The 19438-nt window shown below is 54.0% G+C and carries 31 protein-coding genes; 6 read left to right on the top strand and 25 right to left on the bottom strand.

The window, feature by feature from the left end; all coding sequences use genetic code 11:
* Nucleotides 1-489 precede the first annotated feature (489 nt).
* Complete coding sequence (locus AWX27_RS19960; RefSeq protein WP_004929699.1) at nt 490-1032, top strand: gamma carbonic anhydrase family protein; 543 nt, start codon at nt 490-492, stop codon at nt 1030-1032.
* Nucleotides 1033-1070: 38 nt separating this feature from the next.
* Here AWX27_RS19960 and aroE read toward each other — a convergent pair whose 3' ends face one another.
* The 5 genes from aroE to dprA are packed head-to-tail and all read right to left on the bottom strand — an operon-like array spanning nt 1071 to nt 4615.
* Nucleotides 1071-1889, bottom strand: a complete 819-nt coding sequence (gene aroE, locus AWX27_RS19955) for a shikimate dehydrogenase (protein ID WP_060424604.1) — start codon at nt 1887-1889, stop codon at nt 1071-1073.
* 11 nt (nt 1890-1900) lie between these two features.
* The gene (tsaC, locus tag AWX27_RS19950; RefSeq protein ID WP_047729720.1) at nt 1901-2470 is read right to left on the bottom strand and encodes an L-threonylcarbamoyladenylate synthase type 1 TsaC; all 570 of its coding nucleotides are present in this window, start codon (nt 2468-2470) and stop codon (nt 1901-1903) included.
* Between the two features lie 7 nt (nt 2471-2477).
* Nucleotides 2478-3023, bottom strand: a complete 546-nt coding sequence (locus AWX27_RS19945) for a DNA topoisomerase family protein (protein WP_019456195.1) — start codon at nt 3021-3023, stop codon at nt 2478-2480.
* A gap of 25 nt (nt 3024-3048) precedes the next feature.
* A complete protein-coding gene (smg, locus tag AWX27_RS19940) occupies nt 3049-3522 on the bottom strand; it encodes a DUF494 family protein Smg (RefSeq protein WP_033650013.1) in 474 nt (157 codons plus the stop codon).
* Nucleotides 3494-4615, bottom strand: a complete 1122-nt coding sequence (gene dprA / locus AWX27_RS19935) for a DNA-protecting protein DprA (RefSeq protein ID WP_060424593.1) — start codon at nt 4613-4615, stop codon at nt 3494-3496. The genes smg and dprA overlap by 29 nt, the downstream gene beginning before the upstream one ends.
* A 133-nt stretch (nt 4616-4748) precedes the next feature.
* Here dprA and def point away from each other — a divergent pair, with 133 nt between their 5' ends.
* The 5 genes from def to mscL all read left to right on the top strand — a co-directional run bounded on the left by def (nt 4749) and on the right by mscL (nt 9567).
* Nucleotides 4749-5258: a peptide deformylase gene (gene def / locus AWX27_RS19930; RefSeq protein ID WP_015379260.1), complete on the top strand. Its 510-nt coding sequence runs from the start codon at nt 4749-4751 to the stop codon at nt 5256-5258.
* Nucleotides 5259-5275: 17 nt separating this feature from the next.
* Nucleotides 5276-6220, top strand: coding sequence for a methionyl-tRNA formyltransferase (gene fmt, locus AWX27_RS19925; RefSeq protein ID WP_060424591.1), 945 nt, complete (start codon nt 5276-5278; stop codon nt 6218-6220).
* A 72-nt stretch (nt 6221-6292) separates the two neighbouring features.
* Nucleotides 6293-7582 carry a 16S rRNA (cytosine(967)-C(5))-methyltransferase RsmB gene (gene rsmB / locus AWX27_RS19920; protein WP_060424589.1) on the top strand — a complete coding sequence of 430 codons (1290 nt, stop codon included), beginning with the start codon at nt 6293-6295 and terminating at the stop codon, nt 7580-7582.
* Nucleotides 7583-7637: 55 nt separating this feature from the next.
* On the top strand, nt 7638-9014 hold the full coding sequence (gene trkA, locus AWX27_RS19915) for a Trk system potassium transporter TrkA (protein ID WP_004929716.1): 1377 nt from the start codon (nt 7638-7640) through the stop codon (nt 9012-9014).
* A gap of 136 nt (nt 9015-9150) precedes the next feature.
* The gene (gene mscL, locus AWX27_RS19910; RefSeq protein ID WP_025304493.1) at nt 9151-9567 is read left to right on the top strand and encodes a large-conductance mechanosensitive channel protein MscL; all 417 of its coding nucleotides are present in this window, start codon (nt 9151-9153) and stop codon (nt 9565-9567) included.
* A gap of 57 nt (nt 9568-9624) precedes the next feature.
* On the opposite strand, the gene AWX27_RS19905 is transcribed toward mscL, so the two are convergent.
* From AWX27_RS19905 to rplN, 20 genes are all read right to left on the bottom strand, one after another.
* On the bottom strand, nt 9625-9831 hold the full coding sequence (locus tag AWX27_RS19905; protein WP_033639242.1) for an alternative ribosome-rescue factor A: 207 nt from the start codon (nt 9829-9831) through the stop codon (nt 9625-9627).
* Nucleotides 9832-9906: 75 nt separating this feature from the next.
* The gene (gene zntR, locus AWX27_RS19900) at nt 9907-10338 is read right to left on the bottom strand and encodes a Zn(2+)-responsive transcriptional regulator (protein WP_033636251.1); all 432 of its coding nucleotides are present in this window, start codon (nt 10336-10338) and stop codon (nt 9907-9909) included.
* Entirely contained in the window at nt 10326-10712 is a 387-nt protein-coding gene (locus AWX27_RS19895; protein ID WP_060424588.1) for a DnaJ family domain-containing protein, read from the bottom strand. Before AWX27_RS19895 ends, zntR begins: the two co-directional genes overlap by 13 nt.
* Nucleotides 10713-10860: 148 nt before the next feature.
* On the bottom strand, nt 10861-11250 hold the full coding sequence (gene rplQ / locus AWX27_RS19890; protein ID WP_004929726.1) for a 50S ribosomal protein L17: 390 nt from the start codon (nt 11248-11250) through the stop codon (nt 10861-10863).
* 40 nt (nt 11251-11290) lie between these two features.
* On the bottom strand, nt 11291-12280 hold the full coding sequence (gene rpoA, locus AWX27_RS19885; RefSeq protein ID WP_002919219.1) for a DNA-directed RNA polymerase subunit alpha: 990 nt from the start codon (nt 12278-12280) through the stop codon (nt 11291-11293).
* 25 nt (nt 12281-12305) lie between these two features.
* Complete coding sequence (gene rpsD / locus AWX27_RS19880; protein WP_025304496.1) at nt 12306-12926, bottom strand: 30S ribosomal protein S4; 621 nt, start codon at nt 12924-12926, stop codon at nt 12306-12308.
* A 30-nt stretch (nt 12927-12956) separates the two neighbouring features.
* On the bottom strand, nt 12957-13346 hold the full coding sequence (gene rpsK, locus AWX27_RS19875; RefSeq protein WP_004929731.1) for a 30S ribosomal protein S11: 390 nt from the start codon (nt 13344-13346) through the stop codon (nt 12957-12959).
* A 16-nt stretch (nt 13347-13362) separates the two neighbouring features.
* Nucleotides 13363-13719: a 30S ribosomal protein S13 gene (rpsM, locus tag AWX27_RS19870; protein WP_004929734.1), complete on the bottom strand. Its 357-nt coding sequence runs from the start codon at nt 13717-13719 to the stop codon at nt 13363-13365.
* Nucleotides 13720-13867: 148 nt separating this feature from the next.
* Complete coding sequence (gene rpmJ, locus AWX27_RS24745; RefSeq protein WP_002227352.1) at nt 13868-13984, bottom strand: 50S ribosomal protein L36; 117 nt, start codon at nt 13982-13984, stop codon at nt 13868-13870.
* A gap of 33 nt (nt 13985-14017) precedes the next feature.
* Nucleotides 14018-15349: a preprotein translocase subunit SecY gene (gene secY / locus AWX27_RS19865; RefSeq protein WP_004929740.1), complete on the bottom strand. Its 1332-nt coding sequence runs from the start codon at nt 15347-15349 to the stop codon at nt 14018-14020.
* A 7-nt stretch (nt 15350-15356) separates the two neighbouring features.
* Entirely contained in the window at nt 15357-15791 is a 435-nt protein-coding gene (rplO, locus tag AWX27_RS19860; protein WP_004929742.1) for a 50S ribosomal protein L15, read from the bottom strand.
* Nucleotides 15792-15794: 3 nt separating this feature from the next.
* A complete protein-coding gene (gene rpmD, locus AWX27_RS24740; RefSeq protein WP_048232028.1) occupies nt 15795-15974 on the bottom strand; it encodes a 50S ribosomal protein L30 in 180 nt (59 codons plus the stop codon).
* A gap of 6 nt (nt 15975-15980) precedes the next feature.
* On the bottom strand, nt 15981-16481 hold the full coding sequence (gene rpsE, locus AWX27_RS19855; RefSeq protein WP_004929747.1) for a 30S ribosomal protein S5: 501 nt from the start codon (nt 16479-16481) through the stop codon (nt 15981-15983).
* A gap of 14 nt (nt 16482-16495) precedes the next feature.
* Nucleotides 16496-16849, bottom strand: coding sequence for a 50S ribosomal protein L18 (rplR, locus tag AWX27_RS19850; protein ID WP_004929748.1), 354 nt, complete (start codon nt 16847-16849; stop codon nt 16496-16498).
* A gap of 9 nt (nt 16850-16858) precedes the next feature.
* Entirely contained in the window at nt 16859-17392 is a 534-nt protein-coding gene (gene rplF, locus AWX27_RS19845) for a 50S ribosomal protein L6 (protein ID WP_004929751.1), read from the bottom strand.
* A gap of 14 nt (nt 17393-17406) precedes the next feature.
* Nucleotides 17407-17799: a 30S ribosomal protein S8 gene (rpsH, locus tag AWX27_RS19840; protein ID WP_004929753.1), complete on the bottom strand. Its 393-nt coding sequence runs from the start codon at nt 17797-17799 to the stop codon at nt 17407-17409.
* 30 nt (nt 17800-17829) lie between these two features.
* On the bottom strand, nt 17830-18135 hold the full coding sequence (gene rpsN, locus AWX27_RS24735) for a 30S ribosomal protein S14 (RefSeq protein ID WP_019456186.1): 306 nt from the start codon (nt 18133-18135) through the stop codon (nt 17830-17832).
* Between the two features lie 13 nt (nt 18136-18148).
* Nucleotides 18149-18688: a 50S ribosomal protein L5 gene (gene rplE, locus AWX27_RS19835; protein ID WP_004929756.1), complete on the bottom strand. Its 540-nt coding sequence runs from the start codon at nt 18686-18688 to the stop codon at nt 18149-18151.
* Between the two features lie 14 nt (nt 18689-18702).
* Nucleotides 18703-19017 (bottom strand): 50S ribosomal protein L24, encoded by a 315-nt coding sequence (rplX, locus tag AWX27_RS19830; RefSeq protein WP_004929758.1) that lies wholly within the window; start codon nt 19015-19017, stop codon nt 18703-18705.
* A gap of 9 nt (nt 19018-19026) precedes the next feature.
* The gene (rplN, locus tag AWX27_RS19825; protein ID WP_000613954.1) at nt 19027-19398 is read right to left on the bottom strand and encodes a 50S ribosomal protein L14; all 372 of its coding nucleotides are present in this window, start codon (nt 19396-19398) and stop codon (nt 19027-19029) included.
* Nucleotides 19399-19438: the final 40 nt, after the last annotated feature.

The raw sequence follows: 19438 nt of genomic DNA, 5'->3' as shown, positions 1-19438 counted from the left end.
ACTCGAGAAGCGATGCTCAAAGATTTACTGCATGAATTTTACTTCAGTTAGTCACTCTTCAAGACTTGATATTTTTTTTGCATCCGAAGATGCTGGATATCGTCTTGTGGAGTGCCCACACAGATTGTCTGATAAATTGTTAAAGAGCAGTGAGTTAGGCGCTTTCGCTTGCTAACTCGAGGTGGCGTATATTACGCTTTCCTCTTTCAGAGTCAACCCTAATTTTCAGGATTTTTTCTCTTTCTTCCCGGCCGCCGTGTGAAGTGAATCACTTGCGCCGTGTCGATGGAGGCGCATTATAGGGATCCGAGTTTTTTGCACAACCCCTTTTTTGATCTTTTCTTTCTGTTTGCACACTTTTCAGCCCTTCCGGGTGGATCTTGTGCGATCAGGGCCATTTCCCGCAGGATCCGGTGCTGCTGTTGGTTGTAATTCCATCGCCAGAGTCTAGTATTGCCGGTAAATATGATCCCGACGTGAGGCAGCATTATGTCCGATGCAGTACGTTCTTATCTTCAATACACCCCCAAACTCGGTCAGCGCGTCTTGATCGATCCTTCCAGCGTCGTGATCGGCGACGTCGATCTGGCGGATGACGTCAGCATCTGGCCGCTGGTCGCTATCCGCGGCGACGTCAATGCGGTAAAGATCGGCGCGCGCAGCAATATTCAGGACGGCAGCGTACTGCATGTGACTCACCGTTCCGAACACAACCCAGACGGTTATCCCCTGCTGATTGGGGAAGACGTGACCGTGGGCCATAAAGCGATGCTGCACGGCTGCGCCATCGGCAACCGGGTGCTGGTCGGTATGGGATCGATCCTGTTAGACGGTGTAGTAGTAGAAGACGACGTAATGATTGGTGCCGGCAGTTTGGTGGCGCCGGGCAAGCGCCTGGCGAGCGGCTATCTTTATATGGGCAGCCCGGCACGCCAGGTTCGGCCGTTGACCGCCGCCGAGTTGGAGGGATTGCTTTATTCTTCTAACAACTATGTACGCTGGAAAGACGAATACCTGTCGGAAGATATCTGATGGGCGCCCCGTTCCCTATAAAGAGAACGAGGTAGGATTTATGCCGCCAGCTCGCTGCGCAGCTGGCGCAATACCGGCTCGATCTCTGGCATCACTTCGTGCCAAAGCAGGAAAGCATGCGCCGCCTGCCCCACCAGCATACCCAGCCCATCGGCATATTCCGTTGCCCCCCGCTGCTGCGCCCAGGCCAGGAATGGCGTGACGCCCTGCTGATAGAACATGTCATAACAACGGGTTTTCGCGTTGACTACGCCCGCGGGCAAGGCCGGGATCTCCCCGCTGATGCCGGACGCTGTCGCATTGATCACCAGATCGAACGCTTGCTGATCCAGTTGATCCATCGGCGCCGCCGAGATTTCCCCCAAATGCCGGAAAGCGTGGGCCAACTCTTGAGCCCGGCTGAAGGTGCGGTTGGTGATCGTGAGCCGGCAGCCGAAAGACAGCAGCGGTAGGATCACACCGCGCGCTGCGCCGCCGGCGCCCACCAGCAGAATGCGATCCTGCGGCCGGATCAATTGTTGACGCTGCAGATCGGTCAGCAAACCGATGCCGTCGGTGTTATCCCCCAATAGACCGCCATTCGGCAATACCTTCAGGGTATTGACCGCCCCGGCCATCGCTGCACGCTCGCTCAGCTCGGAGGCGAGCTCATAAGCACGCTCTTTGAAAGGCACCGTGACATTCGCCCCCAGCCCTCCGGCGTGGATAAACGCCTGCAGGCTGGTTTCAAAACCGTCCAACGGCGCCAACACCGCTCCATAAGGATGCTCAATGCCAGTCTGGGCAGCGAACAGCGCATGAATTCGCGGCGACTTGCTGTGACCAATAGGGTTGCCAAATACCGCAAACTTCTCCATGCCCATTACCTCTAGCCCTGACGGATCTGTTCGCCGGTCAGAGCATCTCTGATTTCGGAAGGATTAAGACGGCCACCCACCTCGCCGGCCAATACCGGGAAAGCAGTGCCGAATTGTCGTGTGACTTCATCCGCACTGCGGCACGGCTCCAACCCACTGAGATTGGCACTGGTCGATACCAGTGGCTTGCCGTACTGCCGACACAGCCGCTGCACCAACGGGTGATCGCTAACGCGCACCGCCAGCGAGCTGAAACGCCCGGTCAGTAAACGTGGCGTCTCCGGGCGAGCAGGCAACACCCAGGTTACCGGCCCAGGCCAGCTGGCGAACATCGTCGCGCGCTGCTGTTCGCTGAGCGCACTGTCGTCGATATAAGGCTTAAGCTGCGCATAGTCGGCAGCGATCAGAATCAGCCCCTTTTCCCACGGCCGCTGTTTCAACGCCAGCAGCGCATTGACCGCCTGTTCGCTGTCGGGATCGCACCCCAGGCCGAATACCGCTTCGGTAGGATAGGCAATCACCTGCTGTTGATGCAAAGCATCGATGATAGATACAAGGTTCGGGCTTAATTCTGAGTTCATGATGTGATTATTCTGTAGTCGCGACGGGTTTTCCGCACAGCTTGCTGGCACAGCACAGGACGGGGCCTTTTGCCGTGCGCTTTTCCATCAGCAGCGGATAATGGCAATAGGCACATTCACCGGCGACGGGTTTAACATTGAGGGCAAATTGGCATTCCGGGTAACGATCGCAGGAGTGAAAAACCTTGCCATAGCGCGATTTACGCTGCAGCAGTTTGCCCTGACCGCACTGCGGACAGGTAATGGCGGTTTCGTCAGGCTTATCGATCACTTCAGTATGATCGCACTGCGGATAATCGCTGCAACCGATAAACATGCCATAGCGCCCCTGGCGCAGCACCAACGTCGCCTGGCACTTCGGGCACTGCTGCCCATCCAGCACTTTGACGATATGCCCATCGGCCTGCGCTTTCAGCGGGCGAATATATTGGCATTCAGGGTACTGGGAACAGCCGAGGAAAGGGCCGTGGCGACCGCTACGGATCACCAGCTCGGCCCCGCATTCCGGACAGGGTTCATTTTGCCTGGCGGCAAAAATCGCGTTTTTTGTCATAACGTCTTCTATGCGCGTTATCAGCTCAATGCAGATAACCTTCGTTCACTTCAAACAACAGTTCTTCCATTTGCTGATAGGCGCTTTCATATCCGGGGATATTAAACAGCACCATCAACACGACCCATTTCAGATCTTCGAGATCGAATTCCGCATTATCCAAGGCCATAACGCGGTCGATAACCATTTCACGGGTTTCGAGGTTCAATACCTGAATCTGTTCCAGGAACAGGAGAAAACCACGGCAGCCGGCGTCCAAACGCGCGCTTTCCTCTTCGGTGTAGATCCGCATCGCCAGCGGATCGGCATCCATAAAGTAAGGCGCATTTTGACCTTCTTGCAGGTCAGCCAACTTCTCAAGCCAATTCAACGCGTTGTAGATATCATCCCGATGAAACCCCGCCTGAGCGAGATCATCAGTCAGTTGATCCTGATCGACGCGCATCTCTGGTTCATTGTGGATATAAGTTTCAAACAAGTACATGAGTACGTCGAACATGGCTTGCCCTCCTTATTCGGACATAGCCGCCGGGTACAGCTGCGATCCAGCCTGCTAACTCCAGTTCGAGTAACTTGATTACCACCACTGGCACAGGTTGGCCGGCACGTTCAGCGACGACGTCAACAGGTGTCACCTCATCTCCTACGTTAGCCAACACATCGGCAAATGGCAATTCAACTTCAGCCTGCGACGCACAAATAGTTGTATTTTCGTTCAGTGGCAGCCAGTGAAGGCCGCTTCCCAGCAATTCTGCGATATCTTTAGGCCCGGTGACTAGGTGCGCGCCCTGTTGGATCAGCCAATGTGTCCCCTCGCTCATCGGGTTCCCTAGCGGCCCCGGCAAAGCGAACACTTCACGCCCCTGCTCCAGCGCATAGCGAGCCGTCACCAGAGTACCGCTGCGCAACGAGGCTTCTATGACCAGAACGCCCTGGCTCAGCCCACTGATAATACGGTTACGGCGCGGAAAATGGTCGGCCAGAGGTAAATCAGTGACCAAATGATCTGAAATCACCGCGCCGCCCTGCTCGACAATCTGCTCCGCGAGCCTGCGGTGCCGGCGTGGATAAACATTGGCCAGTCCGCTGCCCAGCACCGCTACCGTGCAACCCCCGGCCGCCAGCGCTGCGCGATGGCAAATGCCGTCGATGCCGATCGCCAAACCGCTGGTGATGGTGCAACCGCAACGCGCCAATTCCTCAGCGAAATAATTGGCCCAACGCTCGCCGTAGTGGCTGAACTGCCGGCTGCCAACCATGGCGAGCTGCGGGCGCAGCAACGCCTGAGGATCGCCCTCGATCAGCAGAAACAGCGGCGCATCGTCGATCTGGGCCAGGCGTTCCGGATAGCCGGCCGCTCCGTAGTTCAGCATACGGTGCGCCGGCTCCTCCAGCCAACGCAGGGTCGCGGCCAGATAACCGGGATCCACCTGGTTGAACTGCGTCTGCTGCCGTTCGTCCAACCCTAGCTCATGCAGCACGCGGCGAGGCTCGCACCCCATTTGCGATAGCTGCCGCACGATCCGGCTGGCCACAACGGTCTGCAGCCCCGTTACCCCTCGCATCCGTAAAGCGATCTCTTCCGGCCGCATCGTCTGTTCCCTCAGCAAAAACGGTGGTATTACCAATCTGAGCAATTGGTGCGCAATACTGTCAATCAGGCCGGGAAATGTCTAGAATAGAGGTTAAACCTCGTTCATTACTCGGATACAGATCTAAAGATATATGTCAGTCTTGCAGGTATTACATTTCCCAGACGAGCGTCTGCGCAAAGTCGCAGCGCCGGTAAAAGAAGTCAATGCAGATATCCAGCGCATCGTGGATGATATGTTTGAAACCATGTACGCAGAGGAAGGCATTGGCCTGGCTGCGACTCAGGTGGATATCCATCAGCGCATTATCGTGATCGACGTCTCCGAGAATCGCGATCAGCGCCTGGTGCTGATCAACCCGGAACTGCTGGAAAAAAGCGGCGAAACCGGCATCGAGGAAGGCTGTCTTTCCATTCCCGAACAGCGTGCGTTGGTACCCCGTGCCGCGCAGGTGAAGATCCGCGCGCTGGATCGCGAAGGCAAACCTTTCGAGCTGGAAGCGGACGATCTGTTGGCGATCTGCATCCAGCACGAGATGGATCACCTGATGGGTAAACTGTTCGTCGATTACCTGTCGCCGCTCAAGCGTCAGCGCATTCGTCAGAAACTGGAAAAAATGGCCAAGCTTCAAGCCCGCGCCTAACCGATCAGGAAATCAACGTGTCTGACTCTTTACGGATTATTTTCGCCGGAACACCAGACTTCGCAGCGCGTCATCTTGACGCGCTGTTGTCATCTGAGCACCAGATTGTCGGCGTTTTTACTCAGCCCGACCGCCCGGCAGGCCGCGGCAACAAGCTGACGCCAAGCCCGGTCAAAGTGCTGGCTGAACAACACCAACTGCCGGTCTTCCAGCCCAAATCGCTGCGCCCCGAAGAAAACCAACGCCTGGTGGCCGATCTCCACGCCGACGTGATGGTGGTGGTTGCCTACGGGCTGATCCTGCCGCAGGCGGTGCTGGATATGCCGCGTCTCGGTTGCATCAACGTACATGGCTCGCTGCTGCCTCGCTGGCGCGGCGCGGCACCGATCCAGCGTTCGCTCTGGGCCGGCGACAGCGAAACCGGCGTGACCATCATGCAGATGGACGTCGGTCTCGATACTGGCGACATGATGCACAAGATTGCCTGCCCGATTGAGAGCAGCGATACCAGCGCCAGTCTCTACGACAAGCTGGCACAGCTCGGCCCGCAGGGCATGCTGACTACGCTGCGCCAAATGGCAGACGGCAGCGCCACCCGCGAAGTGCAGGACGAAGCGCTGGTCACCTACGCAGAGAAGCTGAGCAAAGAAGAAGCCCGTCTGGACTGGAATCTGTCCGCCGCTCAGTTGGAGCGTTGTATCCGCGCCTTCAACCCTTGGCCGGTCAGCTACTTCACCATCGACGATCAACCGGTAAAAGTGTGGCAAGCCAGCGTACTGACGCAAAGCACCAACGCGGAGCCAGGCACCGTTGTCCATGCCGACAAGCACGGCATTCAGGTGGCGACCGCCGACGGCATCCTCAATCTGATCCAACTGCAGCCCGCCGGCAAGAAACCGATGTCGGCGCAAGACCTTTTAAATTCACGTCGTGAATGGTTTACCCCGGGTAACCGGCTGTAAGTCACCCCACTGCCCGGCCGTTCATCGCCGGGCCGTTATTTTCTTAATGCCGATCGTTATCAGCTTCAGCCTATGAAAAATAATTACAATCTCCGCAGCATCGCTGCCAAAGCTATCGGCCAGGTGCTGGATCAAGGGCAGTCGCTCAGCACCGTCCTGCCGGCGCTCCAAACCACCATCAGCGATAAAGATCGCGGGTTGCTGCAGGAACTGTGTTTCGGCACGCTGCGCGTGCTGCCGCAGCTCGAATGGTGCATTCAGCAATTGATGGCCAAGCCGCTAACCGGCAAGCAGCGCACGCTGCACTATTTGCTGATGGTCGGCCTGTATCAGCTGCTGTATACCCGTATCCCGGCGCACGCCGTATTGGCAGAAACCGTGGAGGGCGCGGTAGCGCTGAAACGCCCGCAGTTGAAAGGCCTGATTAACGGCGTCTTGCGGCAATTCCAGCGCCAGCAGGAAGAGCTGCTGCAGCGCGCCGCCAACAATGACAGCCGCTATCTGCACCCAAGCTGGTTGCTGAAACGCCTTCAACAAGCCTATCCCGCCAACTGGGAACAGATCGTCGACGCCAATAACCAGAAGCCACCGATGTGGCTGCGCGTCAACCGCCTGCATCACACTCGGGAAGCTTATCTGCAGTTGTTGACCGACGCCGGCATCGCCGCAGAACCTCACGCAGACTATACCGATGCAGTGCGTTTGCTGGCGCCTTGCGCCGTGACCGATCTGCCTGGGTTCGCCGACGGCTGGGTCACCGTGCAAGATGCCTCAGCCCAGGGCTGTGTCGATCTATTGGATCCGCAAGACGGTGAACAGATCCTCGATTTATGCGCCGCGCCCGGCGGCAAAACCACGCATATTCTGGAAGCGGCACCGAAAGCGCATGTCATGGCGGTCGATATCGACGAACAGCGCCTGGCGCGGGTGAAAGAAAACCTGCAGCGCCTGCGTTTGCATGCCGAAGTTAAGCTGGGTGATGGCCGCACCCCGCAGCAATGGTGCGGTGACAAGCAGTTCGACCGGATCCTGCTGGACGCACCTTGTTCCGCCACCGGCGTGATCCGCCGTCATCCCGACATCAAATGGCTGCGCCGCGATCGCGACATCGCCGAACTCGCCGCGCTGCAGGCCGACATCCTGGAAGCCGTCTGGCCCCATCTGAAATCGGGTGGCGTGATGGTTTACGCGACCTGCTCTATCCTGCCGGATGAAAACAGCAGCCAGATCGCCGCGTTCTTGCAGCGCCACGCCGATGCCAAGCTGGTTGAAACCGGCGATGCGCAGCGGCCTGGGCGGCAGAATATCCCGCATCCCGAGGACGGCGATGGCTTCTTTTACGCTAAGCTGATTAAAATGTAATGCTTCGGGGCGTGCACGCGCGCCCTAAGTCTTTCAGTGTGAAGCAGAGAACACGATGAAAATAATTATTCTTGGTGCCGGTCAGGTTGGCGGGACGCTGGCGGAAAACCTGGTGGGTGAAAACAACGATATCACCGTCGTCGATACCGATTCCGGTCGTCTGCGTCAGCTGCAGGATAAATTCGATCTGCGCGTGGTTCAGGGGCACGGCTCTCACCCTCGAGTGCTGCGCGAAGCCGGCGCGGAAGACGCCGACATGCTGGTCGCCGTCACCAACTCCGACGAAACCAACATGATCGCCTGCCAGATCGCCTATTCTCTGTTTAATACCCCCAACCGTATCGCCCGTATCCGCGCGCCGGAATATATCCGCGAGTCGGAGAAACTGTTCCTGCCGGAAGCGGTGCCGATCGACCATCTGATTTCACCGGAACAGTTGGTCATAGACTATATCTACAAGCTGATTGAGTACCCCGGCGCGTTGCAGGTGGTCAATTTCGCCGAAGGCAAGGTCAGCATCGCCGCGGTTAAAGCCTATTACGGTGGCCCGCTGGTCGGCAATGCGCTCTCTTCGATGCGCGAACACATGCCACATATCGACACCCGCGTCGCCGCAATTTTCCGCCAGGACAGACCGATCAGGCCGCAAGGCTCGACCATTATCGAAGCCGGTGATGAAGTGTTCTTCGTCGCCGCATCACAACACATCCGCGCGGTGATGAGCGAACTGCAGCGGCTGGAAAAACCGTATAAGCGCATCATGATCGTCGGTGGCGGCAACGTCGGCGCCGGCCTGGCCGCCAAGCTGGAAAAAGACTACAACGTCAAACTTATCGAGCGAAACCAGCAACGCGCCGCCGAACTGGCCGAGCAGCTGCACGATACCATCGTGTTCTACGGCGATGCCTCCGACCAGGAGCTGCTGGCCGAAGAGCACGTCGAGCAAGTGGATGTCTTCATCGCTATCACCAACGACGATGAGGCCAACATCATGTCCGCCATGCTGGCCAAGCGCATGGGCGCCAAGAAGGTAATGGTATTGATCCAGCGCCGCGCCTATGTCGATCTGGTGCAAGGCAGCGTGATCGATATTGCCATTTCCCCCCAACAGGCGACCATCTCCGCCCTGTTGGGGCACGTGCGCAAAGCGGATATCGTCAGCGTTTCGTCACTGCGCCGCGGCGTGGCGGAAGCGATCGAAGCGATTGCCCACGGCGATGAAAGCACGTCCAAAGTGGTCGGCCGCATCGTCGAAGACATCAAGCTGCCACCAGGTACCACCATCGGTGCGATCGTGCGTGGCGACGACGTTATCATCGCCAATGGCAACAGCAAAATCGAACAGGGCGATCACGTCATCATGTTTATTACCGACAAGAAATTCGTGCCGGACGTTGAACGCTTGTTCCAACCGAGCCCGTTCTTCTTGTAGAACGAATTTATTAGGCGATGGTCTATAATCGCGTAGTTGTTCTCTGCCTTGGGGGAGATAAAACTTCTCTCCTTTTGTGGCAAAGGGAAATTGCTTTGTTAAACTTGAGTTATTAATTCTGCAAGGGGTGCGTTCTATGAGTATGTTGAAAGAGTTTCGCGAATTTGCCATGCGTGGCAACGTGGTCGATTTGGCCGTCGGTGTGATTATCGGTGCTGCATTCGGCAAGATTGTTTCGTCCTTCGTGGCCGATATCATCATGCCACCTCTGGGCCTACTGATCGGCGGCGTCGACTTTAAACAGTTCCATCTGGTTTTACGTGAAGCTCAGGGCGCCGTCCCGGCGGTGGTAATGAACTACGGTTCATTCATTCAAACCGTATTCGACTTCGTGATTGTCGCCTTCGCCATCTTCCTGGCGATTAAATTGATGAACAAAATGCGCCGCAAGCAGGAAGAAGCCCCGGCAGCGCCGCCAGCACCTACCGCAGAAGAGAAACTGCTGACGGAAATTCGTGACTTGCTGAGCCAGCAACAGCAGCCAAAACTGTAAAACAGCGTTTGGTTATGCCAATAAAAAGCCACCTGATGAAGGTGGCTTTTTTAATGCTTAAAACCAGAAGGCCAGTGGTAAATTATCGCTTGATAGTTTACCACTGGCCTCCCAGTTACCGCCTTTGTTGTGTTTTTCTTTACGCCGGTAGCTACCTTTGCCTTTCACATTCTTTTCTACTCGTTGACGGAATAGCGGATCATGCAGCAGCGCCTCAATGGCGTTATCTTGAATCTGACCTTTAGTGTGACGATATTTCGTCATGATAATGCTCCTGTAAAAGATGGGGTAATAAAACGAGGCGATAATACTGCCGGCGGTATAAAAATTAAAGTGCCGTCAGCAACCTTTTTTGCCTTTTTCATCGCTGGCGCCCTGTTCCAAAGCTTCCAGAATAGAGCAATAATTGCTGGTATGGGCTGTACCGCAGCAGGCATCACTCAGCCGCTTCAGCGATTCGCGCATACGAGTCAGCTCCGCCAACTTGCTTTCCACTTCGCTCAGGCGCGCATCGACGATCGACTTCGACTCTTGGCAGGTATGATGCTCAGGATCGACGCGGATCGACAGCAGCTCGGCGATCGTTTCCAGAGTAAACCCCAGCTGCTTAGCATAGCGAATGAAACGCAGCCGCTGCAGGTCCTGTTCGGTATACAACCGATAGCCGCCTTCGGTGCGGACATTGTGATCCATCATGCCCTGCTTTTCATAGTAACGCACGGTATCCGGCGTCACTTCGGCAAGCTTGGCCAGCTGACCTATCTTGAACATGGCTTCTCCTCCCGGGTGAATTTGCCGTCCAATGCACGCTGATATTCGCCATGCAAGAAATCCGTACTCATCCCTGCCTGACGCAATCGATGCTCCAGCAGCGCCATGCGTTTGCTGAGTTCGACATAGTCCGGATGCTCACTGCTAATCCCTTGCAGCAAGCGAGCAACGGTCAACGCCTCTTTGCGATCTTCCAGCTCCGGTGGCAGGTAACCGGCATTTTTCAGCAGACGGTAACCGGCGCGTAGCTCAGCCGGCACCGCGCTGTCATCTTCCAGCGCCAACGGTTGGCCCTGGCCGGGCAGATTGTCGAACTCGCCTTTATCCTGGGCATCAAGGATATGACGTTCCGCCCATTGATCGAGCAACCCCATGACAGACAGCCTCGGTAAGCCTAATGATGAAGCCTTAGCATAGCGGATAGGGGCGGGGATCTTAAGCGCAGCGGGAGAATTACGCACATTTGGCTGGGTTTGGACGTAAAAAAACCGGGCAAGCCCGGTTTTTTTACGCGTCTACAGATTACTCTGCAGTTGCTACTTCTGCTTGAGACTCAGCACGATCAACCAGCTCGATGTATGCCATCGGCGCGTTGTCGCCTGCGCGGAAGCCACACTTCAGAATGCGAGTGTAACCACCGGCACGGCTCGCGAAACGCGGGCCCAGCTCGTTAAACAGTTTTGCCACGATCTCGTTATCACGAGTACGGGCGAATGCCAGACGACGATTAGCTACGCTGTCGGTCTTGGCAAGAGTAATCAGCGGCTCAACAACGCGACGCAGCTCTTTTGCTTTTGGCAGGGTCGTCTTGATGATCTCATGACGAACCAAAGAGCCGGCCATGTTACGGAACATAGCCTGGCGATGGCTGCTGTTACGGTTCAGTTGACGACCACTCTTACGATGGCGCATGACCTTATCCTTCTCAGTAAAACCTTAACCTGTGATCCGGTTACTCGTCAGCAATGCTTGCCGGCGGCCAGTTTTCCAGGCGCATGCCCAGAGACAGACCACGTGAGGCCAGCACGTCTTTAATCTCGGTAAGAGATTTTTTACCCAGGTTTGGCGTTTTCAGCAACTCAACCTCGGTACGCTGTACCAGATCACCGATGTAGTGGATAGCTTCTGCCTTGAGGCAGTTAGCAGAGCGGACAGTCAATTCCAGATCGTCAACAGGGCGCAGCAAGATCGGATCGAACTCTGGTTTCTCTTCTTTAACTTCCGGCTGACGTACATCACGCAGGTCAACGAAAGCTTCAAGTTGTTCAGCCAGAATGGTGGCCGCACGGCGGATCGCCTCTTCAGGATCGATCGTGCCATTGGTCTCCATCTCGATGACCAGCTTATCCAAGTCAGTACGCTGTTCTACACGCGCAGCTTCAACATTGTAGGCGATACGCTCTACAGGGCTGTAGCAGGCGTCAACCAACAGACGACCGATTGGGCGCTCATCTTCTTCCGAATGAATTCGGGCAGAAGCCGGCACATAACCGCGACCGCGCTGAACTTTGATACGCATGCTGATAGCCGCGTTCTCATCAGTCAGGTGGCAAATCACGTGCTGAGGCTTGACGATTTCGACATCACCATCATGGGTGATGTCGGCAGCGGTCACAGGGCCAATGCCAGATTTATTCAGGGTAAGAATAACTTCGTCTTTGCCTTGAACTCTCACCGCCAGCCCTTTCAGGTTGAGCAGGATCTCCAGGATATCTTCCTGTACGCCTTCTTTGGTGCTGTACTCATGCAGTACACCATCAATCTCAACCTCGGTCACCGCGCAACCCGGCATAGATGAAAGCAGAATACGGCGCAGTGCGTTGCCAAGAGTATGGCCAAAGCCACGCTCTAAAGGCTCAAGGGTCACCTTGGCGTGCGTCGAACTGACTTGCTCGATATCTACCAGGCGCGGTTTTAGAAACTCTGTCACAGAACCCTGCATTGTGTCCTCTCTTTGGTACTAAGCTTTACTTGGAGTAAAGCTCGACGATCAGGTGTTCGTTAATGTCCGCAGACAGATCGGTACGTTCAGGCATACGCTTGAACACGCCTTCCATCTTAGCAGCATCAACTTCCAGCCAAGTCGGCTTTTCACGCTGCTCAGCCAGCTCCAGAGAAGCTTTAACACGAGACTGCTTTTTAGCTTTCTCGCGGATGCTGACTACGTCATTCGGAGATACCTGATAAGAAGCGATGTTAACAACGTGACCGTTTACCATAACTGCTTTGTGGCTAACCAGCTGACGTGACTCTGCACGAGTAGCGCCGAAGCCCATACGGTAAACAACGTTGTCCAGACGACCTTCCAGCAGCTGCAACAGGTTTTCACCGGTGTTGCCCTTCAGGCGGGTTGCTTCTTTGTAATAGTTACGGAATTGACGCTCCAGAATGCCGTACATACGGCGAACTTTCTGCTTCTCACGCAACTGAACACCGTAATCAGACAGACGCGGTTTACGCGCACCGTGCTGACCAGGTGCTTGTTCAATTTTACACTTGGAATCGATCGCGCGAACGCCAGACTTAAGGAACAGGTCTGTGCCCTCACGACGGCTCAGCTTGAGCTTAGGACCCAAATATCTTGCCATTTTCTTTCTCCAACAATCCTAAAAGCTGCGTTACACGCGGCGCTTTTTCGGCGGACGACAACCGTTATGAGGGATCGGAGTCACATCAGTAATATTAGTGATGCGGAAACCAGCCGCGTTCAGAGCGCGGATAGTAGACTCACGACCAGGACCAGGTCCTTTAACCATAACTTCCAGGTTCTTGATACCGTATTCTTTTACTGCGTCAGCACAACGTTCTGCTGCAACCTGTGCTGCGAACGGAGTGGACTTACGAGAACCACGGAAACCGGAACCACCGGCTGTTGCCCAACCCAAAGCATTACCCTGACGATCAGTGATGGTAACGATGGTGTTGTTGAAAGAAGCATGGATATGAGCCACGCCGTCAGAGACTTGCTTTCTTACACGCTTACGTGTACGAACAGGTGCCTTTGCCATTATTCAATAACCCCGATTATTTCTTGATCGGCTTGCGCGGACCCTTACGGGTACGAGCGTTGGTCTTGGTGCGCTGACCGCGTACCGGCAGACCACGACGATGACGCAAACCACGATAGCAACCAAGGTCCATAAGACGCTTGATGCTCAGGGTAATTTCACGACGCAAATCACCCTCAACGGTGTATTTGGCAACTGCATCACGAAGCTTTTCGATTTGCTCTTCAGACAGCTCACTGATCTTAACATTTTCAGCAATACCCGTGGATGCACAGATAGCCTGTGAACGGGTTTTACCGATACCGAAGATCGACGTTAAGGCGATAACGGTATGTTTATGATCAGGAATGTTAATGCCTGCTATACGGGCCACTATGCACTCCTACTATTTTATACAGCAACACCATTCTGAAAAGCCCGTTTTCAGGATACTCAAATAGTGTTGCAGTGCGACATACAAAAGATTGGCTGGCTAATCTAGCCAGCTCAACCCAACTTTGCAAGAAAAATATGCGAGATAATCAGCCTTGACGCTGTTTATGCTTCGGCTCGGCGCTGCAAATCACACGAACGACACCGTTACGCTTAACGATTTTGCAGTTACGACATAATTTCTTGACGGAAGCACGAACTTTCATTTTTACTCTCCGTAACTTCTCAAACGAATCTGACTAGCGGTTATAGCCTTTCAGATTTGCTTTCTTCAATGCAGACTCGTACTGACTTGACATCATCAGAGTTTGCACTTGAGCCATAAAGTCCATGATGACGACAACCACGATCAGTAGCGAGGTACCACCAAAGTAGAATGGTACTTTCATTGCATCACGCATGAACTCCGGGATCAGGCAGATGAAAGTAATGTACATCGCGCCCACCAGGGTTAAACGCGTCATTACTTTATCGATATACTTCGCCGTTTGCTCTCCCGGACGAATTCCTGGTACGAAGGCACCGGACTTCTTCAGGTTATCTGCTGTCTCACGCGGGTTGAAGACCAACGCCGTGTAGAAGAAACAGAAGAAGATGATTGCAGACGCATAGAGTAACACATAAAGCGGTTGCCCTGGCTGCAAATACAGCGAAATCGTAGTCAGCCAGTTCCAACCGGTACCGCCCCCAAACCATGATGCAATCGTGGCCGGGAACAGAATAATGCTGGAAGCGAAAATCGCCGGGATAACACCCGCCATGTTCACTTTCAACGGTAAGTGTGTACTCTGTGCTGCATAAACACGACGACCTTGTTGACGCTTCGCATAGTTAACGACGATACGACGTTGACCACGCTCGATGAAAACAACGAAGAAGGTTACTGCAAACACCAATACTGCAACCAACAGCAGCAGGAGGAAGTGCAGGTCGCCTTGCCGCGCTTGCTCGATAGTATGGGCCACTGCCGGCGGGAGTCCCGCTACAATACCCGCGAAGATAATGATCGAGATACCGTTGCCGATACCGCGCTCAGTAATCTGCTCACCCAGCCACATCAGGAACATTGTCCCGGTCACCAGGCTCACAACCGCAGTAAAGTAGAATGCAAAGCCTGGGTTTAACACCAGGCCCTGCATACCAGGCATATTCGGCAGACCGGTAGCAATACCGATCGACTGGAATATGGCCAATACCAGCGTACCGTAACGGGTGTACTGGCTAATCTTGCGACGGCCAGCCTCCCCTTCTTTCTTGATTTCGGCCAACGCTGGATGAACCACCGTCAGCAGCTGGATAATGATCGACGCCGAGATATACGGCATGATCCCCAGAGCAAAGATAGAAGCACGGCTGAGGGCACCACCAGAGAACATGTTAAACATTTCAATGATAGTGCCTCTCTGCTGCTCAAGCAATTTGGCAAGCACAGTGGCATCGATACCAGGAATCGGAATGAAAGAGCCGATACGGAAGACAATCAGCGCGCCGATTACAAACAAAAGTCTGCGCTTCAGCTCGCCGAGCCCGCCTTTAGCACTTTGAAAATCTAATCCTGGTTGCTTAGCCATCTGCTACTTATTCCTCAATTTTACCGCCAGCAGCCTCGATAGCAGCACGAGCGCCTTTGGTGACACGCAGACCACGCAGGGTTACCGGACGAGCGACTTCGCCAGAAAGTACAACTTTCGCGAATTCGATCTGGACACCAACTACGTTAGCGGCTTTCAGCGCGTTCAGGTCGATAACATCGCCTTCAACCAGAGCCAGTTCAGACAGACGAACTTCTGCCGTGATCATCGCTTTGCGTGAAGTGAAGCCGAATTTCGGCAGACGACGGTACAGAGGCATCTGACCACCTTCGAAACCACGACGTACGCCACCGCCAGAACGAGACTTCTGACCTTTGTGACCACGGCCGCCGGTTTTACCCAGGCCAGAACCAATACCACGACCTACACGCTTAGGCGCATGCTTGGCACCTTCAGCCGGAGACAGAGTATTTAAACGCATCTGTTACTCCTCAACTTTAACCATGTAGGAAACCAGGTTGACCATACCGCGAACAGCAGGAGTATCCTCGCGCTCTACGGTGTGACCAATACGACGCAGACCCAGACCGAGCAGAGTAGCTTTATGCTTCGGCAGACGGCCAATTGAGCTGCGAGTTTGTGTAACTTTAATAGTCTTAGCCATGGTCAATTACCCCAGAATGTCGGCAACGGATTTACCACGCTTAGCAGCGACCATTTCAGGAGACTTCATATTCGCCAGAGCGTCGATAGTTGCACGAACCACGTTGATCGGGTTGGTGGAACCATAAGCTTTAGCCAATACGTTGTGCACCCCAGCAACTTCGAGAACGGCGCGCATTGCACCACCCGCGATGATACCGGTACCTTCATGAGCAGGCTGCATGAACACGCGAGAACCCGTGTGAGCGCCCTTAACAGGGTGCTGCAGGGTGCCGCTGTTCAGCGCGACGTTCATCATGTTGCGACGGGCTTTTTCCATCGCTTTCTGGATCGCTGCTGGAACTTCGCGTGCTTTGCCGTAGCCAAAACCAACGCGACCGTTACCATCACCAACTACAGTCAGTGCGGTAAAGCTGAAAATACGGCCACCTTTTACGGTTTTAGATACGCGGTTTACCGCGATCAGCTTTTCCTGCAGTTCGCCAGCTTGTTTTTCGATGTGAGCCATCTTAAACCTCTTCCTTAGAACTGAAGGCCAGCTTCACGGGCAGCATCTGCCAGTGCCTGGACTCGACCATGATATTGGAAACCGGAACGGTCAAAGGATACTTTCGCAATCCCTTTTTCCAACGCGCGCTCAGCCAGAGCTTTACCTACGGCTGCTGCTGCGTCTTTGTTACCGGAATACTTCAGTTGCTCCGCGATAGCTTTTTCTAAAGTAGAAGCGGCTACCAGTACTTCAGAACCGTTTGGAGCAATCACCTGTGCGTAAATGTGACGCGGGGTACGATGTACCACCAGGCGGGTTGCACCCAGCTCTTGGAGCTTGCGGCGTGCGCGGGTCGCACGACGGATACGAGCAGATTTCTTATCCATAGTGTTACCTTACTTCTTCTTAGCCTCTTTGGTACGCACGACTTCGTCGGCGTAACGAACACCTTTACCTTTGTAAGGCTCAGGACGACGGTAAGCGCGCAGATCTGCTGCTACCTGGCCAATAACCTGCTTATCAGCGCCTTTCAGCACGATTTCAGTTTGGCTTGGGCATTCAGCAGTGATACCTGCCGGCAGCTGGTGATCGATAGGGTGAGAGAAGCCCAGGGCCAAATTCACCACGTTGCCTTTAACGGCAGCACGATAACCAACACCTACCAGTTGAAGCTTTTTGGTGAAGCCTTCGGTAACACCAACAACCATTGCGTTCAGCAGAGCGCGCGTGGTACCCGCTTGAGCCCATGCGTTAGCAAAACCTTCGCGCGGAGCGAAAGTCAGTGCGTTAGCTTCTTGCTTCACTTCAACGGCGTCGTGGATAGTACGAGTCAACTCGCCGTTTTTACCCTTAATCGAAATAACCTGACCGTTGAGTTTTACCTCTACGCCGGCAGGAATGACGACGGGTGCTTTTGCAACACGAGACATTCTTTCCTCCCGAATTAAGCTACGTAGCAGATAATCTCGCCACCAAGACCAGCCTGGCGAGCTGCACGATCGGTCATAACACCTTTAGAGGTAGAAACAACAGCGATACCCAAACCGGCCATAACTTTTGGCAGCTCATCTTTTTTCTTGTAGATGCGCAGACCTGGACGGCTGATACGTTGAATGCTTTCTACCACAGCTTTGCCCTGGAAGTACTTCAGTACCAGTTCCAGAACAGGCTTGGCGTCGCCTTCGATTTTGAAATCTTCAATAAAACCTTCTTCCTTCAGCACGTTGGCAATTGCCACTTTCAGCTTGGAGGAAGGCATGGTGACCGCAACTTTGTTCGCGGCTTGACCGTTACGGATACGGGTCAGCATATCCGCGATCGGATCTTGCATGCTCATCTGTCTTTACTCCCGTGATTCAATTGGTAATTACCAGCTAGCCTTTTTCAAGCCTGGTACTTCACCGCGCATAGCGGCTTCACGAAGCTTAATACGGCTCAACCCGAATTTGCCCACATAACCATGTGGACGGCCAGTTTGGCGGCAGCGTTTACGCTGACGAGACGGGCTGGAATCACGCGGCAGAGTTTGCAGCTTGAGAACGGCATCCCAACGATCTTCATCGGACGCGTTCACATCAGAGATAATAGCTTTCAGTTCAACGCGTTTTGCAAAGAACTTGTCAGCTAATTTCACGCGCTTGACTTCGCGTGCTTTCATTGATTGCTTAGCCATCAGTAACCCTGCCTTACTTGCGGAACGGGAAGTTAAAAGCAGCCAGCAGCGCGCGGCCTTCATCATCAGATTTCGCAGTAGTGGTAATGGTAATATCCAAACCACGAACGCGATCGACTTTGTCGTAGTCGATTTCTGGGAAGATGATTTGCTCACGCACGCCCATGCTGTAGTTGCCACGACCATCGAATGACTTGGCGGACAGGCCACGGAAGTCACGGATACGTGGAACAGCAATGGAGATCAGGCGCTCAAAGAACTCCCACATGCGTTCGCCACGCAGAGTTACTTTACAGCCGATCGGATAGCCCTGACGGATTTTGAAGCCTGCAACAGATTTGCGGGCTTTGGTGATCAGCGGTTTTTGACCGGAGATGGCTGCCAGGTCCGCTGCGGCGTTATCCAGCAGTTTCTTGTCAGCAATCGCTTCACCAACACCCATGTTCAGGGTGATCTTCTCGACCCGAGGGACTTGCATGACAGAGTTGTAATCAAACTGAGACATCAGTTGTTTGACTACCTCGTCTTTGTAGTAATCATGCAGTTTCGCCATCGTATTACTCCAAATTACTTGATAGTTTCGCTGTTAGACTTGAAGAAACGGACTTTTTTGCCGTCTTCGAATCTAAAGCCTACACGGTCAGCCTTGCCGGTAGCCGCGTTGAAGATAGCAATGTTAGAAACCTGAATTGCAGCTTCTTTTTCAACAATGCCGCCTGGTTGGTTCAGAGCCGGAACCGGCTTCTGGTGTTTCTTAACCAGGTTGATGCCTTCAACAATGACCTTGCCAGCAGACAGGACATTTTTTACTTTACCGCGCTTACCTTTGTCTTTCCCGGTAATCACGATAACTTCGTCATCACGACGGATCTTCGCTGCCATGTTCGCTCCTTAGAGTACTTCTGGTGCCAGAGAGATAATTTTCATGAACTTCTCATTACGCAGTTCACGAGTTACCGGCCCAAAAATACGCGTACCGATTGGCTGCTCGCTGTTATTGTTCAAAATAACGCATGCATTGCCATCGAAGCGAATGACAGAACCGTCCGGGCGACGTACACCCTTCTTGGTGCGCACCACTACCGCCTTCAGAACATCGCCTTTCTTCACCTTACCGCGAGGAATTGCTTCCTTGATGGTAATTTTGATGATGTCGCCGACGCCTGCGTAGCGACGGTGCGAGCCACCTAGAACCTTGATACACATTACGCGACGTGCACCGGAGTTGTCGGCGACGTTCAGCATAGTCTGTTCTTGGATCATTTTAGTGCTCCGCTAATGTCAACTACTACTTTAAAGACCC

The organism is Serratia sp. 2880STDY5682894 (genome assembly GCF_001537385.1).
GTDB lineage: Bacteria > Pseudomonadota > Gammaproteobacteria > Enterobacterales > Enterobacteriaceae > Serratia > Serratia nevei.
This window is presented reverse-complemented; position numbering and strand designations above follow the sequence as displayed.

Bases quoted from the DNA above. Each gene is read 5' to 3' on its own strand.
- rpsH (WP_004929753.1), bottom strand. From the start codon at position 17,799: ATGAGCATGCAAGATCCGATCGCGGATATGCTGACCCGTATCCGTAAC.
- AWX27_RS19895 (WP_060424588.1), bottom strand. From the start codon at position 10,712: ATGGGGTTGCTCGATCAATGGGCGGAACGTCATATCCTTGATGCCCAG.
- rplF (WP_004929751.1), bottom strand. From the start codon at position 17,392: ATGTCTCGTGTTGCAAAAGCACCCGTCGTCATTCCTGCCGGCGTAGAG.
- tsaC (WP_047729720.1), bottom strand. From the start codon at position 2,470: ATGAACTCAGAATTAAGCCCGAACCTTGTATCTATCATCGATGCTTTG.
- mscL (WP_025304493.1), top strand. From the start codon at position 9,151: ATGAGTATGTTGAAAGAGTTTCGCGAATTTGCCATGCGTGGCAACGTG.
- AWX27_RS19905 (WP_033639242.1), bottom strand. From the start codon at position 9,831: ATGACGAAATATCGTCACACTAAAGGTCAGATTCAAGATAACGCCATT.
- AWX27_RS19960 (WP_004929699.1), top strand. From the start codon at position 490: ATGTCCGATGCAGTACGTTCTTATCTTCAATACACCCCCAAACTCGGT.
- dprA (WP_060424593.1), bottom strand. From the start codon at position 4,615: ATGCGGCCGGAAGAGATCGCTTTACGGATGCGAGGGGTAACGGGGCTG.
- zntR (WP_033636251.1), bottom strand. From the start codon at position 10,338: ATGTTCAAGATAGGTCAGCTGGCCAAGCTTGCCGAAGTGACGCCGGAT.
- rpsE (WP_004929747.1), bottom strand. From the start codon at position 16,481: ATGGCTCACATCGAAAAACAAGCTGGCGAACTGCAGGAAAAGCTGATC.
- rpoA (WP_002919219.1), bottom strand. From the start codon at position 12,280: ATGCAGGGTTCTGTGACAGAGTTTCTAAAACCGCGCCTGGTAGATATC.
- rpsN (WP_019456186.1), bottom strand. From the start codon at position 18,135: ATGGCTAAGCAATCAATGAAAGCACGCGAAGTCAAGCGCGTGAAATTA.
- rpsD (WP_025304496.1), bottom strand. From the start codon at position 12,926: ATGGCAAGATATTTGGGTCCTAAGCTCAAGCTGAGCCGTCGTGAGGGC.
- rsmB (WP_060424589.1), top strand. From the start codon at position 6,293: ATGAAAAATAATTACAATCTCCGCAGCATCGCTGCCAAAGCTATCGGC.
- rplN (WP_000613954.1), bottom strand. From the start codon at position 19,398: ATGATCCAAGAACAGACTATGCTGAACGTCGCCGACAACTCCGGTGCA.
- rpsK (WP_004929731.1), bottom strand. From the start codon at position 13,346: ATGGCAAAGGCACCTGTTCGTACACGTAAGCGTGTAAGAAAGCAAGTC.
- rplR (WP_004929748.1), bottom strand. From the start codon at position 16,849: ATGGATAAGAAATCTGCTCGTATCCGTCGTGCGACCCGCGCACGCCGC.
- rplQ (WP_004929726.1), bottom strand. From the start codon at position 11,250: ATGCGCCATCGTAAGAGTGGTCGTCAACTGAACCGTAACAGCAGCCAT.
- rpmD (WP_048232028.1), bottom strand. From the start codon at position 15,974: ATGGCTAAGACTATTAAAGTTACACAAACTCGCAGCTCAATTGGCCGT.
- def (WP_015379260.1), top strand. From the start codon at position 4,749: ATGTCAGTCTTGCAGGTATTACATTTCCCAGACGAGCGTCTGCGCAAA.
- trkA (WP_004929716.1), top strand. From the start codon at position 7,638: ATGAAAATAATTATTCTTGGTGCCGGTCAGGTTGGCGGGACGCTGGCG.
- rplX (WP_004929758.1), bottom strand. From the start codon at position 19,017: ATGGCAGCGAAGATCCGTCGTGATGACGAAGTTATCGTGATTACCGGG.
- aroE (WP_060424604.1), bottom strand. From the start codon at position 1,889: ATGGAGAAGTTTGCGGTATTTGGCAACCCTATTGGTCACAGCAAGTCG.
- AWX27_RS19945 (WP_019456195.1), bottom strand. From the start codon at position 3,023: ATGACAAAAAACGCGATTTTTGCCGCCAGGCAAAATGAACCCTGTCCG.
- rpmJ (WP_002227352.1), bottom strand. From the start codon at position 13,984: ATGAAAGTTCGTGCTTCCGTCAAGAAATTATGTCGTAACTGCAAAATC.
- smg (WP_033650013.1), bottom strand. From the start codon at position 3,522: ATGTTCGACGTACTCATGTACTTGTTTGAAACTTATATCCACAATGAA.
- rplE (WP_004929756.1), bottom strand. From the start codon at position 18,688: ATGGCGAAACTGCATGATTACTACAAAGACGAGGTAGTCAAACAACTG.
- rplO (WP_004929742.1), bottom strand. From the start codon at position 15,791: ATGCGTTTAAATACTCTGTCTCCGGCTGAAGGTGCCAAGCATGCGCCT.
- secY (WP_004929740.1), bottom strand. From the start codon at position 15,349: ATGGCTAAGCAACCAGGATTAGATTTTCAAAGTGCTAAAGGCGGGCTC.